Here is a 17261-nt window from a genome sequence, read left to right as displayed (position 1 = left end):
AGAGGAGAACAAAAGGGGAAATTTTAGGATTAGTAGTAGCAATACCGTGGGGAATCCTGGCAAAAACGTAACAATTACAATGTCGGAAAATTAGGTAGCAATGAAATGTATAAGGGATTAAAAGGATGTAAAAGTTCCTTTTAATCCTTTATTAGGACAAGCGGCTATGGTCCGGGTGGAGGTTTTATAGCCATCTTTTTGAAAAAGCTCAGAAAACAAAAAGGGCTGAAACGTAAAGGAATAAACCTGTCTGTAACCGGAAAATAACATTGTCATAAACATGGCAAATCGAAATGTAGTGTTTTTGGAAAACACGAAAGTACTACTTTCTAAAAATATGGATGTATGGTTTTAGGAACTAAATTTTGCCCCATGGGGCAAAATTTAGTTCCTAAAAAGTCAAATTTACTGTTCCTTCGATTGGAATTTTAAACCTCTAATCGATATGACAAAAAACGACTTAAACAACTGGATCATCATGTATCACGAAATTCACAAACACGTAAAGCTTGGCTTTAGCAAGTCCTAAAATTGCCCGTCTGGTAATATGGATGCCAGAACGGTCAAGAAACACCTTCAAATGACTGAAGAAGGTTATGGAGAAACACTTTCTTGAAGTCCAGAAAAGAGATGAAATATTATCACCTTTTGAAATATTTGTCGAAGAAAAAAAACTCACCAAATACCAAGACACTTCTTCGGCACAAATCCACGATTGGCTAAAAGAACATCATCCTGAGATTCCAGAAAGGCCTCCCCATGGGGTTTACAACTTTGTGATGTTTGTCAAATGAAACTGTAAAATCTTTATCTTTTCGGTAAAAAAATTCAATAAAACTATGATAAAAGGAGCACTTCTTCAAGTTAGATTTTTTAAAAAAATAAAGAATTGATAAATCTATTTAATAGCAATGAATACAGGGGATGTGCTGATTGGAAGAAAAGTAGATTCTGGAAATTAAGTCATAGTTATAATATCACAATTTTTTTAGAAGTAAGGGTTTTATTTGTTCTAACTGAAATAAAATAAATTCCCGGGTTTAAGACTGAAATATCCACAGTAATAATATCATTTTTTACTTTTATTTTACTCCCTGAAAAAATTAATTGACCGGGAATATTGTAAACAGATATTTCTGCTTCTGATTGAGTATCCAGATTAAAAATCAATTTTATTTCATTATTTTTCTGGATAAAAGTTAATTCTTCTTCATTTGAAGCTATATTGGCTATATCAGTTGGATTATCTAAAACTACAATTTGTGAACCTTTACTTTCTACACATAAATTATTATATGCTGAGAGTTTTACCTGATATTCACCTTCTATAGTATATTGGTGAGAAGGATTTTCATTGGAAGAAGTATTTCCGTCACCAAAATCCCATAAGTAAGTTTGTGCATTAAAAGAGGTGTTGTAAAAATCTATCCAACCTCCGGAACTTAATAAAACAGTATCCTTATTGGAAGTATATGCTGCAGTAACCAGAGTTTCATTATTTATACTAATATTTTCAGTATATGAGCATCCTTTGGAGTCATAAACAGTATATTCATAATTTCCTGATAAAAGACCCCAAATGCTGCTTTGTGTTGAGCCATTATTCCATATATAAGAATAAGGTGGAGTACCACCTGAAATTAGTACAGATGCTGAACCATCTGCTTCAGAAGGACAACTTGCATCAGTATATGAAATAGCAGAGGAGATAGAATCAGGAGTTACCAATATGATTGAATCTGTAATGGAGCCACATTCTGTCCCGGAAACAGTAATAAAATAAATTCCGGGAGAAAGATCATTGATACTGTCATTATTTGCACCTGTCGTTGTTTTGATGGTGTTTCCAGAGGCATCAGTCCAGGTAAAATTTAAAATATCTCCTGGTTTGCCTGATACCTTAATAGCTCCATCAAAATAATTTGCACAGGAAACAGGTTTAATTTGATTTTGCAGGGCGGGCTTTAAGTGTAGTAAAAATCTTGGGGCAGAAGTAGTATCATTTAAATTAAATGAATAGGATGCAGTGCTGTTTAAATTTATAAATGTTCCTGTTACTAAGTCTTCAAGTACTATACAGGTGAATTTCCCTGAGAATTCGGATTTGTCAATATTAATAGCATGATTTCCAGATACACCGGTCAATACTTTAATTGGAATTGAAATATTTTCAAAGAGATCAGGCAGGTAATTTATTGATAAATCCATGGAATCAGCAACCGTGGTAATTGATGGAACAATTGAATTAAAACTGAATAATTTTTTAGCATCTAAATTAGGTTCAAATGCAAGGGATGAAGAAGCATCGAAATTAATAATGGTTTCATCTTTAAAGCTATTTCCTTCAATAGAAAACTTAAGAATATTAAGATTTGTGGAACCGGTTTTTAAAAACTTGTCATTGCTCGCTTTCACGTTTTCAGTTAGGGATAAAGCAGGAGAAGATCCATAAGTTTGTACCCAGAAAGCCTGTGATGAACCAATAAATTTTGAACCTCCATTTATACCCAGCCCTCCCTGATAAACGGCATATTGTTGATTGCTACTGTTCCAAATATATATAGCATTAGCTACATTGGTTTTAATCCAGCCGGGGGCATCCCAGTTTATCGTGGAAGGATAAGGATTTCCAACCATGCACCAACCGTCCTGACTTGCTCCTGCTGAACTTGGGGTGTAAGTAACAGGCAATGAAATTAAGCCTTTGTGTATGGGGCCTTTAACGTCTATAGTAAGTGGAGTAGGCCCTATATATGCCCAAAAACCTTTTCCTGTTGTAATTGGATTTGTAATGTTAGTTGCTCCAACATACCCTATTTCATATAACCCGGGAGCACTTTCATTATAAGTGTACATTGAAACAAAACCGTATGTTGGATATTGGGATCCGGGAAACCCACTCATAATAAAATCGTCTTTCCAGTCATTAAAAGTTCTTCCACTAACAGCGGAAGATAAAAAACGCCAATCGTTAGGGCCGGGAGCAAGATACCTTTCCATAATAATATCACCAATGACATCTCCTGTTATTAAAGCAGCAATACTGGCAGTTCCGTATGCATTGGATACTAAGGTAAAATTAAACCCTGTAGTATTGAACGCACCCTGATCAACATTAAGAGTGCCTGTAATTCTGGAATGAACCGAGAGCGATACGCCTGAAGGATTACTGGCATTTATATTTCCAAAGGTTGTTAAAGCTGAGCCGCCAATTAGCTGAGAGATAATTCCATTAAAAACAACAGTACCTGTTCTTGCTACAAAAGTTCCATTGTTATTCCAGTTTCTTAAAACATTAATTTGATGTGCGGAGGTTGAAACATCTAAAGTGGAGTTTATTACCAAATCATTAATAACAGTAATTGCCGCATCAATTGTTTTTACATCTGTACCGGATAAGGTTAAATTAAAAAAAGTTTCTCCTAATGGATTAACTATATTTTGATTTGCACCGGTAAAAAATACTCTTGCATTTCTGGGGATGAAAATTCCGGTATTGTTCCAGTTGCCCGCAAGATTAATATCGAAATCTAGCAAAGAAACATCAAGTGCGCTGCTGATATTTAAATTTCCATTTATAATTAAAGCGGAAGCAGGAAATTTTGTGCCGGAACCGGCTATATTCAGATGATAATAACCTGCAGTTGGGATTTTAATTTGTTGGTCAACAACTGCATTATATAGTACTGTGTTTTCTGTAGCTTCCGCATTTAAAGTAGTTACAGTAAAATTTGCAGGAACTACTTCTAATGCTAAGACAGAGTTTGTACCTTGAGAAAATGAGCCGGGTCCGGTAAATGAATTTTTTATACCCACACTGCCGTTATTGGTATAACTACCGTTAACATTAAGATTATTGAATTGAACATTGTTGACACCACTTATACTCATTAAAGTGCCATCAAGAGAAAAAATACCTGTGTTGGAAATAAAGCTGCCATTGTTAATTATATTCCCGTTAACAATTACCGGTATGCTTGCAGTACATTCAAAAATGCCGGATGAACCGATTGTAATGTTATTAAAAATTTTGGCTCCTGTTGCACTTGTTAATTTTAACCTGCCGTTAATATTAGTTAAACCGTAAACTGATAAAGCAAAGGGATCTACTTCTGCAATGCCGGAAGTAATGGTGAAATTATTGTATATTATTGCATTGCCAGCAAACCGTGCAACAGCACTGGATATTTTATTGATTCCCAAATTATAATAACTAGTGTTTTTTATAAATTGAAAAGCCCCCCCAGTATAAATAACAGTATTATTGATGGCTGTGGCAGTTAATAATCCCGTTGTCATTACTTCTCCACCAACTATTAATAAAGAATTTTGTTCATTTATCCAGGTAGAACTAGCTCCTCCTCCGATTAAATTTCCGTTTACTATCCTAAAAATACCATTGTTGATTAATGCCTTGTTGTTGCTGATTTCAACATTGCCGAAGTTTTTAGTTAAATCACAGGTAACTTTAATCGAAACATTTTGATTTACCCCCAAAGTGCCTGAATTATTTATTGTGCCTGTTCCATCAATTAATGCATTATTGCCCGTAACCAAAAGATTGCCTGATCCTGTATGAATACCATTAATGATTAAAGAATTTTTTACTCTTAACTCTACAGTCTGATATAATTCTCCGGAAGCATTAATGGTTAAAGTTGCTACAACAGGCTTTCCTGAAGTTACAGTAACAGTATGTCCGGAACTAATTACAACATCATCAACTATTTTGGGGATACAATTAAAGCAACCCCAAGTATCACTGTTGTTCCAATTACCTGATTTGACAGAAATTCTTGTGAGGGCATCAGAGTTATTGATAAAAATAAGCAGAAACAATAAAACTATTGATTTTCGGTGCAATAGCTTTAAAAAAGAATATTTCTTTAACAATTTTGTCATATGAAATGTTTTACTCTTATTATTAAAAATAATCAATTTTTATCCCTAAAAAAAGTCTTTGCAAAAATAAATATCTGCGCAATGTAAAACATAATTTAATACAAATCCATCTTATTTAAACATTTGTTTATTATTTTTACATGTGATAAATACAAGGCTCATTCAGATAGCTTCGCTTAAATGAATGAGTGTACTTTGTATAATAATTTTAAAAGCAAAAATATCGGAATATGAAATAGCCATGCACGAACCGTTCACAAATGCTAATGAATATAACGTGGCGTATTCCATATGACAACTAAAAAAACAAATTATCTACATTTGAAAAACAATTAGTATAAAATACTGCTTTTTTTATTGGCATTAAGCAACTTTGTTCCATTAATATTATTACCGATATAAATTCAAACAAAACTGTTAAAGGAGTGGTAAATTCCATTTAATGGATCAAATTTTAGGAGTCTGGAAAATGTTCTTTTAATAAGAGTCTCAGGAAATGGATATGCTGATGAAACAATAATAAGGTTTTTACCCTAAGCTACTGAAAATTTCGATCCTGGTTTTTCTAGCGGTTTTAGTTTTTTGTATCTTTGTTTTGGGTTTTTCGGGTATTGAAGACAGAGGTTTAGGTTTAAAATCAATCCCCATCAATCGTTTGATTGGTTTTTCCTTAGTATTGTTCAGGCTCTTTGCTTGTAACCGGAAAAAAGCACCTGCTCCGCTTTCCTGGAAACCTTCCAAAATGGAAAGTATTTCTTTTCTTGTTTGCATAAATATTTTTCTTGCAAACTTATTCCTGATTTAGAAATCTGTCAAGATTTACTTAGTGTGATGGATACAAAGCATGCTCGATTCGCTTGTGTTTTTGAAATTCATTTTTAAATTATTCCTGACTTTTGGTGCTATTTGGTGTTTGTGCTTTGGTGGCAGGAAAATCAGCACCAGGTCACTTTTAGATATGCAAGAAAAATAGCCACCAAAGCACCAATTTTCACCAAAATTTTTTTTTATCTGAGTTTGCATGCTTTTGTGCTTTGGTATCAGTAAAATCTGTTTTCCAAGTTTCATTCAACTTATTGTTCAATTCATTCACCTTTTTCTTCCTTTTACTCACCGAATAACAGCCATATTCATTTGGCTTGCGATATAGCTTTGTCAAATAAATATAAAGTATTAATAAAACTAAGCATTATGAAATAGCCATGCACGAACCGTTCACAAACGCTAATGAATACAACATGGCTATACCAAATAACAGTTAAAAAACAAATTATATAGATATGAAAACAAGCAAAACCAAAAATCTAATTATTATTAAATGCCTTACCTTATTTTTTATTTTTCTGGCTCTTCCCCAATTTTCTAATGCAATTGATCACTTGGGATTAAAAATTGTTAAAGGTGCTTATTCCGATGAGTCAATTATTGCTTTTAGAACTGGAGCTACGGAATCTTTTGATCCTCCGTTTGATGCTCACAAATTATTCAGTAACAATGCATCAGTTCCATCAATTTATAGTAAATCACTGGAAAATTATTCACTGTCGATAAATAGTTTACCTCCTCTAGATTTATCAGTACAAATACCTGTTTACTTGAAATTTAATAATTCCGGCACCTTTACAATTAATATCGAGAATAATGTGAGTTTGCCAAACCTGCTAGTTCAGCTTGTAGACCTGAGAGATAATTCTGTTTATGAAATTAATGGAGCACAAATGATGTTCTCATTTAATGCAAGTGGAGCTGAAACTGGTGCATCTGCCTGGTTTGAAATCAGAATAACTCCAACAAACATTCAACCAGTTGTAACTGCAAGTGGTCCATTGACATTCTGTTCCAATGATTCAGTAGTTTTAACATCAAGTCAAGGTGATAGTTATCTTTGGAGCACAGGACAAACTACATGTTCTGTTACTGTAAAAACTTCGGGAGAAGTTTCAGTAACTGTTTTTGATTCAAATGGAAATTCTGCAATATCTGATTCTTTATCAATAACTGTTATACCCGCACCCGTTGCTGTAATTAATACAATAGGGAATTCCTCTTTTTGCCCTGGAGATTCTGTGATACTTTATGCAGGATATGCAGGAATCTATGTGTGGAATACAGGTGAAACTTCAAATTCCATTACTGTTAAATCCGCTGGAAGTTATTCATTCACCCTTTGGAATCAAAATAATTGTTCAGCAGTTTCACAAACAGTCATAGTTGATATTCTTGCAAGTCCTATTCCGGAAATTACCTCTAATACCTCACTGGCTTTTTGTGATGGTGATTCTGTTATTCTTAACTCATCTTGTGCAGAATTGTTTTTTTGGAGCAATGGGCAGAACACAAAATCCATTACTGTTAAAACTCATGGAGATTACTTTGTAAAGGTTATAGATATAAATGGTTGTATGGGATACGATACTGTTGAAGTTAGGGTTAATTTTTTACCCTTAGTTGATTTAGGTCCTGATTCTGATCTGCCTGCGGGTTCTGAAGTAATTTTAGATGCTCAAAACTCCGGTTCTACTTATATTTGGAGTACAGGTGTAACCACACAGGATATAACAGTTAATACCCCAGGGGAATATTTTGTAAAAGTAACAGATGCGCTGGGATGCAGCAATAGCGATACCATTGATTTTAATTTAATAATTGGCATTGAAAAGTTTTCTCAAGAAATTATTGAACTTCAGGTTTTCCCAAATCCAAATAATGGGAGATTTAACTTAAGTTTTAAACCATTTGATTCTGATCAAGTGATGGTAGGGATCTATAACAACACAGGAAAACAAATAATGTGGGAAAAGATAAATGGTACAGAATCTTATAACAACAACTTTGACCTTAGTACAATGGCTCCCGGAGTTTATTTTTTTAAGCTGATGTATTCAGAAAACACTATCACAAAGAAAATAATGATTCAATAGCAAGTACCCGTCCCAGCAAGAACACCTGCCACTGCAAGGGCCATAATTATGAATTGGATTTTACAAACTGATGCACTGAGGAAGAAGGTCCTTTCCCTCAGCGCCTTTGCGTGTTTTTTTTCTTTGCGCTCTTTGCGTGAAATTTATTTCACTTCTTTGGTGGAAATTTATTATCTTAATTTAGGATTCAGAAAGGGATTTCAATAATTCCTTCAATTCTTCTTTTTTGGAAGGATATCCTAATTTATCATAGGAATTAATCAGGTTGTTTAAAAGCCTGTTAATAATATCCAAATTTGAACAAGGCTCATAAAAACTTTTGTTTTGCTCAACGTTAAGCTGCTTCAGAAAGTCATCTATTTCTTTTTTATTGAATACTGCTCCCTTACTAAAAGGATTAACATAAAACAAAACATCACCTTGCTCACTAAAAGCCCCATCATCTGCATTTTTATCAACGTATGCAAGGATAAAATGCTGTGGCAAGTTTACTCCATATAAAGGAATTCCTAGCTTCTGACCAATAATAGCATATAAAATGGATAAGGAAAGAGGATTGCCTTTTTTGCTTTCTAATACGTTGTTTATATATGAATTCTGGGGAGCATGATAATTTGTTGTGTTCCCACTAAAGCCATGAACATCAAATATAATGTGGTTTAAAATTCTAACTTTTTCAAGTGCGGTAAGGTTTGCGTTTAGCTCCAGCCATACATCACGCGTAATCTGATCTAGTTTGGATTTTATTTTTTCTTCATTAAGATCAGGATATTGGTATTTGGAAACTAGTATTGCCCCGGTAAGTAAATCAGTTGCGCCTTCTTTTGCCCATTTGCTTAATGCATGAGCAATGTTGTCAAACTGTATTTTATGGATAATGGTTTCTATCCTGGTTTGAATGAGATTGTTAAAGGGGTCGCCCATTTCCCACACATGCTCCAGAACAGGAATTATTTGTTCACCAAAGGAAAGAAGCTTTACCCTAACATGGGAATAAACCTCTTCATCAGGATCATCAAGAAGATCAATAAGTGCTTTAATTTCTTTATTCTCCATGGACTACTTTGTTTAAAGACAAAATTAACAGGAGCATTTCAGTTAATTACATACCTTGCATTTAATTATTAACAACTAACTGGTTAATTTCTCTAATACATGGTCAATTAGCTTATCAACAGCTAATTTGTAATCCCTGCTATACTCTTTTATTATCCTGTTTGCTATTATTGCACATACGGTACAAGTATTATGCCCTAATAATGTCCCAAGGCCATAGAGTGCAGATGTTTCCATTTCAAAATTAGTGATTTGGAGTTGCTTGTGATTAAAGGTGGTTAAAAGCTCGTTCATTTGTGGCATCGAAAGTCCAGCCCTTAATTTTCTTCCCTGGGGGGCATAAAATCCGCATGCTGTTGCAGTAATTCCTTTTCTTATTCCTTTTCCAAGTTTATTTATTAGAACTTCAGAGCCCTTAATAACATAGGGGCTTGCACATTCCGCTTTCCACTTACTATGATCAATAAAAGCTTGTGTAATCTCTTTTTCATTTATATTTTCCCATCCAGCATAAAAATGAAGTAAACCATCAAAACCTAAACCGTAGGATGAAACAACAAATGAATCAACGGGAATGTCCGCTTGAAGTGCCCCTGATGTGCCTATTCGGATAATATTCAGTGATCTTTTTTGCTCTTTTATCTGCCTTGTTTGTAAATCAATATTTACTGCCGCATCCAATTCGTTCAATACAATATCAATGTTATCTGTTCCTATCCCTGTTGCGATTACAGTTATTCTTTTATTGTTAAAGCTACCAGTATGAGTGATAAATTCACGGTTGTAAATTTTAAAATCAACCCGATCAAATTTGCTGCTAATTAATTCAACCCTGGCCGGATCTCCCACCACTATTACATCATCAGCCACGTGTTCAGGCAAAAGACGAATATGGTATACACTACCATCAGAATTTAATATTAGTTCTGACTCACTTATTTTGTCACGTAAGTTAATTCCTATATATTTGCCCATGCTCAAATTTATAAAAAGATTGAATGCTGGCAGCATTTAAACAGAAAATATGAAAAAACAATCTGAAGTAATTCTTGTTCCTACTGATTTTTCTGAACAATCCCTCATCGCCCTTGAGCAGGCAATAAATCTTTCTGTTTATTTTAATTCTCAGGTAAAATTACTTCATGTTAAAGATACCGGTCTTGGTAAATTCTTTTCAAGTAGTGAGGAAACCTTGAATGTTGAAGAAAAATTAAAACAAATTGCCCTTAAATACGCAACTCCTGAAGTGCCCATTGATATTATTATTGATCAAGGATTGGTTCATGAAAGGATTACTAAAATTGCCTCCGCCTTAGAGGCGAATTTTATTGTAATGGGAGTTAATTCAGGTTCCAGGTTTAAAAAAAGATTAATTGGAGATACCGCTTTAAAAGTAGTTCGTGAATCCTCTGTCCCTGTTATTACCATTAAAGGAAAGCACCATTATGAGGGTTGCCGGAATATCGTTTTTCCACTTGATTTAACCGAGACAACTACTCAAAAAATTTCCAATGCCATTGATTTCGCTAAAAAGGGTAATTGTTCCATTAGAGTACTTTCTGTTTTATTTACAACCGATGATTTCTTAGTCAGTAAACTGGTAAGACAATTAGAGGAGGTAAGAAAAATAATAACAGCAGGTGATGTACAGTGTACTGCGGAAATAGTAAAGGCAATTAAGGGGGAGGAAACAACAGCACAGGTAATAATCGATTACGCTCATAAAGTTGAGGGAGACATGATAATGATTATGACACAGCATGAGGCAGACTTGAAAGAAAAACTACTTGGATCAACTGCAGAAGAAATTATTATGGATTCAGATATTCCTGTTATGAGTGTTATTCCTAAAAAAATACAATAATTTATTTATGAAAATCAAAAACTAACTATTATGAAACCAGTAGAATTCAAAAAAATTCTTATTCCACTTGATTTTTCACCAACCTCCATGGTTGCTTTTGAACATGCAGTGAAAATGGCTAAAACATTCAAGGCTGAGTTGTTTATGCTTCATGTAATGGAAGATACTCTCTTAATTAATGATATATTCCTTCCTGAAACTAAAATGGTAAATCTTGGAAAAATTTCAAAAATTGCCGAAAATAAAATGATGGAACTTGCATCAGATGTTTCTTCACAAATTAAAACTCATGCAATTGTACGTCAAGGAAAGGCTGCAGGCGAAATAATCATAACAGCTAAGGAAATAGGTATTGATCTTATAGTTATGGGAACTCATGGTTCAAGCGGTTTTGAAGAGTTCTTTATTGGAAGTAATGCCGAAAGGGTAGTGGTTGGAGCAAGTTGTCCTGTTTTAACTATTCAATCATACGCCAAAACTCCAGGTTTTAAAAACATTGTTTTTCCTGTAGATAATTCAATTTCATCAAGGCAAAAATTGGCTCATGCAACGGTTTTAGCCAAACATTTTGATTCTAAAATATTTGTTCTGGGATTGCTTTCTGAAGATCAGGACAAGGACCATGTTAAAACCTTTGAATTGAAAATTCAACAGGTTAACGAATTCCTGGAAAAGAACCAGGTAATGCACGAGAGCACAATTGTGCACAGAGAAGACCATGCAAATATTATCATGAAATTTGCATCTGAAAAAGATGCCGATCTTATTTTGATAATGACTGAACAGGAATTTGATTCCTCAAATTATTTCCTCGGTTCATCAGCACAAACTATTGTAAATCATTCCAAAGTTCCAGTTTTGGTGGTGCGTCCGGAAGGATTTGAAGTATCCTGGACTAAGAATAACCCTATGTAATATAAGAATTTAAGTAGCCTAAAAAAAAGGAAGTTAATAGCTTCCTTTTTTTATAAATATATTTTCCCTGTTTATAAAAAAAGCTAGTTCAAAAGCATTAATTTTGCTGAGTTTTATATTATAATGATGCTTCTTTTTCAATTTTCTCTGCCTTTTAAAGAACCAGTTCTGATTTTTACATTAGTGCTGCTTGTAATATTCTTTGTCCCACTTTTATTCAGAAAATTAAACATTCCTGGAATTATTGGATTAATACTCGCTGGTGTTATTATAGGTCCAAATGGAATTAACCTGTTACTAAGAGATTCCTCCATTATCCTTTTTGGAACTGTGGGGCTCTTGTATATTATGTTTCTAGCGGGTTTAGAAATAGATTTACATGATTTTAAAAAGAGTAGAAACAGAAGCCTTGTTTTTGGTTTATTGACATTTACAATACCAATGATTCTGGGAACTTTATCCGGTTATTATTTACTTGAATTTTCGCTTGATTCTTCCTTGCTTTTAGCAAGTATGTTTGCTTCCCATACCCTGCTTTCTTATCCAATTATAAGCAAACTTGGAATTGCAAGAATTCAACCTGTTGTAATCACTGTTGGGGGCACAATAATAACCGATACAGCAGCCCTTTTAGTACTTGCAATTATTGCCCGAAGTGCCACGGGTGAATTGAATACCGAGTTTTGGATAAGATTAATAATTTCGGTATTGATTTTTTCTGCAATTGTATTATTCGTTTTTCCAAGGATATCACGCTGGTTTTTTAAAAACGTTGAAGGTGAAGGTACATCCCAATATATCTTTGTTTTGGCAATACTTTTTGCCTCTGCTTTCCTTGCAGAATTAGCAGGAATTGAAGCCATAATTGGTGCATTTTTGGCTGGATTAGCTATGAATAGACTTATCCCGCACACTTCACCCCTAATGAACAGGATTGAGTTTGTTGGCAATGCCTTATTTATTCCTTTTTTTCTAATAAGTGTAGGAATGCTGGTTGATATAAGAGTATTGTTTAGGGGCCCTGAAGCCTTGTTTGTTGCTGCAACCATGATTGTTGTTGCTACAACAGGTAAATGGCTTGCAGCCTTCTTTTCCCAAAAAATTTTCGGCTATACAAGAACTGAACGAAATATCATTTTTGGTTTAAGTAATGCACAAGCCGCTGCTACCCTAGCTGCAGTTATTATTGGTTATAAATTAGGATTGTTGAATGAAAACGTATTAAATGGAACAATTTTAATGATACTAGTCACATGCCTTATCAGCTCTTTGGTTACTGAAAAATCTGGTCGAAAACTTGCCATTATTCAAAGTGGTGCAGCATTAGATACAATTGATTTGCCAAATAGAATCCTTGTTCCTATTTCTAACCCGGCTACTATTGAAATTTTAATGGATTTTTCAATTCTGGTTAAAGATGAAAATTCTCAGGAACCTATTCATGCATTAGCTGTTTTTAAAGATGATTTGGATGCCAGGGAAAAACTCATTTTAAGTGAGAGCATGCTTGAAAAAGCAATGAAACATGCTTCTTCTACTGAAAATGAAGTTAAAATTGTTACCCGAACTGATTTAAACATTGCAAGTGGTATTATCAGTGCAATTAAAGATCTTAATATAAATCAAGTTATTATTGGTTGGAATATAAGTACAAGCGCAAAAGACAGACTTTTTGGAAGTATTTTAGATTCACTATTAATGAACACAAATCAAATGATTTCTGTATGTAATATTATTAACCCCATTATCACAATTAAAAAAATAGTTGCCATTGTTCCTCCTAATGCTGAATATGAACCGGGTTTTTTAAGATGGATGAAAAATATTAAACAACTAGCAAGGCAAACAAGTTCTGGTGTAGAATTTCATTCATTGCTTTCAACACAGGAGAAAATTAAAGATGTTGTAAAATTAACAAGTCCTATAATATCAGCCAAATATAATCTTTTTGATGCCTGGGATGATTTTTCACCTATTACAAACAAGATTTCTTCCGATGATTTTTTATTTGTTATTAGTGCCAGAAAATCAACTATTTCTTATAATAATTTTTTAGATAATGTGGCAAAAAAAATGGCCAAACAATTCCCTGATAATAGCTTTGTTATTGTTTTTCCTGAACAAAACCAGGAAATTGAAATCCTTAAAAGCCTGCAATAGTTTTTTTCTAAATAACTAAAAACCAGTAAAAAAAATCAAGCCAATTCCAGCATTGGTCAGTTAATAATTATTTTTTCCTGCTTGCCCATAAATTTAGGCTTTTGTTTTAGCACATATAAATCCAAAACAGCTTTAAATCTGGCAAAAATTTCTCTTGCAAAAATTGGGTAATAACTAGTGTTTGGAGGATCTTGTGCACAAAATCCTATTGCATCTATTCCATAATAATCTGCAATGAACAAAGCCCTCTGAACATGGAATTTTTGTGAAATAATCGTAATTTTATTTTGCCCGAAAATTTTTCTACTTCGAATAACCGAGTCTAGTGTTCTAAAACCTGCAAAATCAAGGGTAATGGCTGATTCAGGTATTCCTTTTTTTTCAAGAGCCCTTCTCATATCACGTGGTTCATTGTAATTCAACTCCCTGTTATCACCACTTACAATTATATGTTTTATTTTCCCAGCGTGATACAATGCTGCGGCAGCATCAATTCTATTGTAAAAAAAAATATTGTTTTGCCCACTGCTGTTATACTTACTGGTTCCAAGCAATAGGCCCACTTCATTAACTGGTGTTTTAGATAAGGAAAAATAATTTTTGCCAGATGCAGTTTGAATTATCCATAAATTTGTAAAGAAAAGCAGGAGTATTAATGAAAGCACTATGGCAAGCAGCCATTTAAGTGTTTTTTTAGCTAGTAGAAAGGTAGGAAACAGAATGTTTTTCAATTGCTTTTTAGTTGATTCTGTTTAATTAAAATTGAAAACGCTTTAATCCCTTCTAATATTATCCATATTTGACACACGGCTATAATAAATGAAATTGAAATAAGAAGGTAATTGCTATTTGCAATATAATTAAAAAAAGTATAAGCTGTTGCTATAAAAGTTATAATAGTTATTAGGATCATTGGTATTAAAGTAATCCAAAAATTTCTTTTTATTTTAAAAAGCCATAAAGATAATACAAGTAAAGTTAAAGAGCCCAGTAATTGATTTGTAGAACCAAACAGTGGCCATAATTTTAATCCCCCCTTGCCACTCCCATCGGTTAAAACCAATAAAAATGAAAGGCCTACTGCAAGGGAAGTTTGTATAAACCTGTTATTCTCAAGGAACTTTATTTTTATGCTTTCACCGATTTCTCCAATAATGTATCGTTGTATTCTTACTGCCGTATCTAGTGAAGTGGCTGCAAAACTAATTATAAGTACTGAAATAAATACAGCCGCTAATGACTGTTTATTCCCACCATTATCAATCATAGTTTGGTTAAGGCCTATTTCTGCCAAAAAACCAGAAGTGCCATTCACAAATGCTTTTAATTGGCCCTGCATTCCACTTGCTAATTCCAAATCTCCATAATGATTATGCCAATCAAGGGAACTATCAAACCCTGCTGCCACCGCTATTGTTGCTGCAAGGGCCAGTGTGGCCTCTCCAATCATTCCTCCATAACCAACAAAACGAGCATCCTTTATGTTTTTTAATTGTTTTGAAGTTGTACCTGATGAAACAAGAGAGTGAAAACCAGATACTGCACCACAGGCTATGGTTATAAACAAAAAAGGAAACCAGGAAACATTGTTTTCATTTAAATTAATTGCGGGAGCATCCATTATGGGTTGAGCAATAAATATTCCTGCATAAATTAAAATCAGGCCCACAATTAACTGATGAGAATTTATATAATCTCTTGGTTGAAGCAGGGTCCAAACCGGAAGTACTGCTGCAATAAAGCCATAAATCATTAAGAAGATTATCCATGTTAAAACGGCAGAGTCATTTACCCATAACCATTCCGGCAGGCTTACCGGATATAAAAACCCTACCCAAGTCATAAAATAGAGTAGCACCAGAGCAATTATAGAAGGAACAAGTAAATTGCCCTTGTTTTTATAAACTTTAAAACCAATATAAACAGCAACAAATATTTCAAAGTTAATTGGTATAACAGTTCCGGGGTATAAAACGAAAAGATTGGCAATCAAATAGGCGAATACCGCTATTACAATAAATACCAAAAGAAATATTACTGTTAAGAAAAGTAATTTAGAGCGTTCCCCTATAAATAGTTGAGTAATAAGGCCTATTGATTTTCCTTTGTTTCTGGCAGAAATAACCAGTGTTCCAAAATCATGGACTGCACCTATGAATATACTTCCCAACACTACCCAAATTATGGCTGGTAACCAACCCCAAACTACTGCAATTGCAGGACCTAAAATTGGAGCAGCACCGGCAATGGATGAAAAATGATGGCCAAATAATACATGCTTTTTAGTGGGAACAAAATCAATTTCATCCCTGAATTCCTCAGAAGGCATTAGTTCATCCTCAGATTCGGTTCTGAAAATTTTTTGAGCTATAAATTTTGAATAAAAACGATAACCTAAAAATAAGGTTACTAAAGATACAAAGGTTATTATAGCAGCATTCACCGTTAATAGGGGCTTTAATTAGAAATAAAGCTCAAGAAAAACAAAAATAGAAAAAGCCACTGCAGCAATTCCATTTGTTGTAAAAAAAGCAAGGTTTATTTTGCTCAAATCATTCGGCTTAACAAGGGAGTGCTGGTAAATTAGAAGTGATGAAAACAATCCCGAGCCAATCCAATACCAAGTGCCGAAATCACCTAAAATGCCTGCTGTGGTAATAAATCCAAAGGTAATGAAATGAAAAAGGGAGGACAGTAACAAAGCATTTTTTTTTCCCAATAACACCGGAATTGATTTTAAATTATTGATTTTATCAAATTCTTCATCCTGAAGTGCATAAATAATATCAAATCCGGAAACCCAGAATAAAACTGAAAATGAAAACAATAGCGGCAATAAAGCAAAAGTGCCGCTAACTGCAATGTATGAACCAATGGGAGCCAGGGATAAGCCAATACCCAAAATTATATGACATAAAAATGTAAATCGTTTTGTAAGGCTATATCCCAATACAACAACTAATGCTATGGGGGATAGGAAAAAACAAATTTCATTAATAAACCATGTTGTTGAAATAAAAAAAATACAATTCAAAATCACAAATGCCAGGGCAGAAGGCGCTTTTATTGCTCCTGATGGTATTTCCCTATTAAAAGTACGTGGGTTTAATTTATCAATGTCTCTGTCAATGTACCTGTTAAAAGCCATTGCCGCATTACGTGCAAAAACCATGCATAGCAGGACAAAAAACAATAGTTGAATATCAAATTGATTGTCTGTTAAACTTACGGCCAATAGAAATCCTATGATTGCAAAAGGTATTGCAAATACCGTATGGCTGAATTTTATGAGGGATAAATAATTTTTTATTTCCATTAAATCTGGTAATTGGGCCAAAGTTAAATAAAATCAAGCTTTATTTCGTTACTAAATTAACAGGTTTTCGCTTTTTTGCCGATATTTGTTCCTTGAAATCAATCTAAAAGAATAATTTGGTTTAACT

The 17261-nt window shown here is 33.8% G+C and carries 11 protein-coding genes; 4 read left to right on the top strand and 7 right to left on the bottom strand.

Annotated elements, in window-relative coordinates; translation table 11 throughout:
• Positions 1-969: 969 nt before the first annotated feature.
• Together H0V01_00290 and H0V01_00285 are read right to left on the bottom strand one after the other, a co-directional pair.
• Positions 970-4902, bottom strand: coding sequence for a T9SS type A sorting domain-containing protein (locus H0V01_00290; protein MBA2581801.1), 3933 nt, complete (start codon positions 4900-4902; stop codon positions 970-972).
• 528 nt (positions 4903-5430) lie between these two features.
• Entirely contained in the window at positions 5431-5673 is a 243-nt protein-coding gene (locus H0V01_00285; protein MBA2581800.1) for a hypothetical protein, read from the bottom strand.
• A gap of 509 nt (positions 5674-6182) precedes the next feature.
• Between H0V01_00285 and H0V01_00280 the strand changes: the two genes are divergently transcribed.
• Positions 6183-7823: a T9SS type A sorting domain-containing protein gene (locus tag H0V01_00280; GenBank protein MBA2581799.1), complete on the top strand. Its 1641-nt coding sequence runs from the start codon at positions 6183-6185 to the stop codon at positions 7821-7823.
• A 180-nt stretch (positions 7824-8003) separates the two neighbouring features.
• Here H0V01_00280 and H0V01_00275 read toward each other — a convergent pair whose 3' ends face one another.
• On the bottom strand, positions 8004-8879 hold the full coding sequence (locus H0V01_00275; protein MBA2581798.1) for a hypothetical protein: 876 nt from the start codon (positions 8877-8879) through the stop codon (positions 8004-8006).
• A gap of 75 nt (positions 8880-8954) precedes the next feature.
• Positions 8955-9854, bottom strand: a complete 900-nt coding sequence (locus tag H0V01_00270) for a nucleoside phosphorylase (protein ID MBA2581797.1) — start codon at positions 9852-9854, stop codon at positions 8955-8957.
• 49 nt (positions 9855-9903) lie between these two features.
• Between H0V01_00270 and H0V01_00265 the strand changes: the two genes are divergently transcribed.
• The 3 genes from H0V01_00265 (at position 9904) to H0V01_00255 (ending at position 13818) form a co-directional block, all read left to right on the top strand.
• Positions 9904-10743: a universal stress protein gene (locus tag H0V01_00265; protein MBA2581796.1), complete on the top strand. Its 840-nt coding sequence runs from the start codon at positions 9904-9906 to the stop codon at positions 10741-10743.
• A 30-nt stretch (positions 10744-10773) separates the two neighbouring features.
• Positions 10774-11658, top strand: coding sequence for a universal stress protein (locus H0V01_00260; GenBank protein ID MBA2581795.1), 885 nt, complete (start codon positions 10774-10776; stop codon positions 11656-11658).
• 117 nt (positions 11659-11775) lie between these two features.
• Positions 11776-13818 carry a cation:proton antiporter gene (locus H0V01_00255; protein MBA2581794.1) on the top strand — a complete coding sequence of 681 codons (2043 nt, stop codon included), beginning with the start codon at positions 11776-11778 and terminating at the stop codon, positions 13816-13818.
• 56 nt (positions 13819-13874) lie between these two features.
• On the opposite strand, the gene H0V01_00250 is transcribed toward H0V01_00255, so the two are convergent.
• From H0V01_00250 to H0V01_00240, 3 genes are read right to left on the bottom strand one after another with little or no spacing between them, the layout of a single operon-like run.
• Positions 13875-14495: a YdcF family protein gene (locus tag H0V01_00250; GenBank protein ID MBA2581793.1), complete on the bottom strand. Its 621-nt coding sequence runs from the start codon at positions 14493-14495 to the stop codon at positions 13875-13877.
• Positions 14496-14545: 50 nt separating this feature from the next.
• Complete coding sequence (locus H0V01_00245) at positions 14546-16261, bottom strand: carbon starvation protein A (GenBank protein ID MBA2581792.1); 1716 nt, start codon at positions 16259-16261, stop codon at positions 14546-14548.
• An 18-nt stretch (positions 16262-16279) separates the two neighbouring features.
• Positions 16280-17134: a UbiA family prenyltransferase gene (locus tag H0V01_00240; GenBank protein ID MBA2581791.1), complete on the bottom strand. Its 855-nt coding sequence runs from the start codon at positions 17132-17134 to the stop codon at positions 16280-16282.
• Between the last annotated feature and the right edge of the window lie 127 nt (positions 17135-17261).

The organism is Bacteroidota bacterium, assembly GCA_013696965.1.
Lineage (GTDB): Bacteria > Bacteroidota > Bacteroidia > JACCXN01 > JACCXN01 > JACCXN01.
The sequence above is the reverse complement of the archived record's forward strand: the minus strand, read 5'-3'. Positions and strand labels throughout refer to the sequence as shown.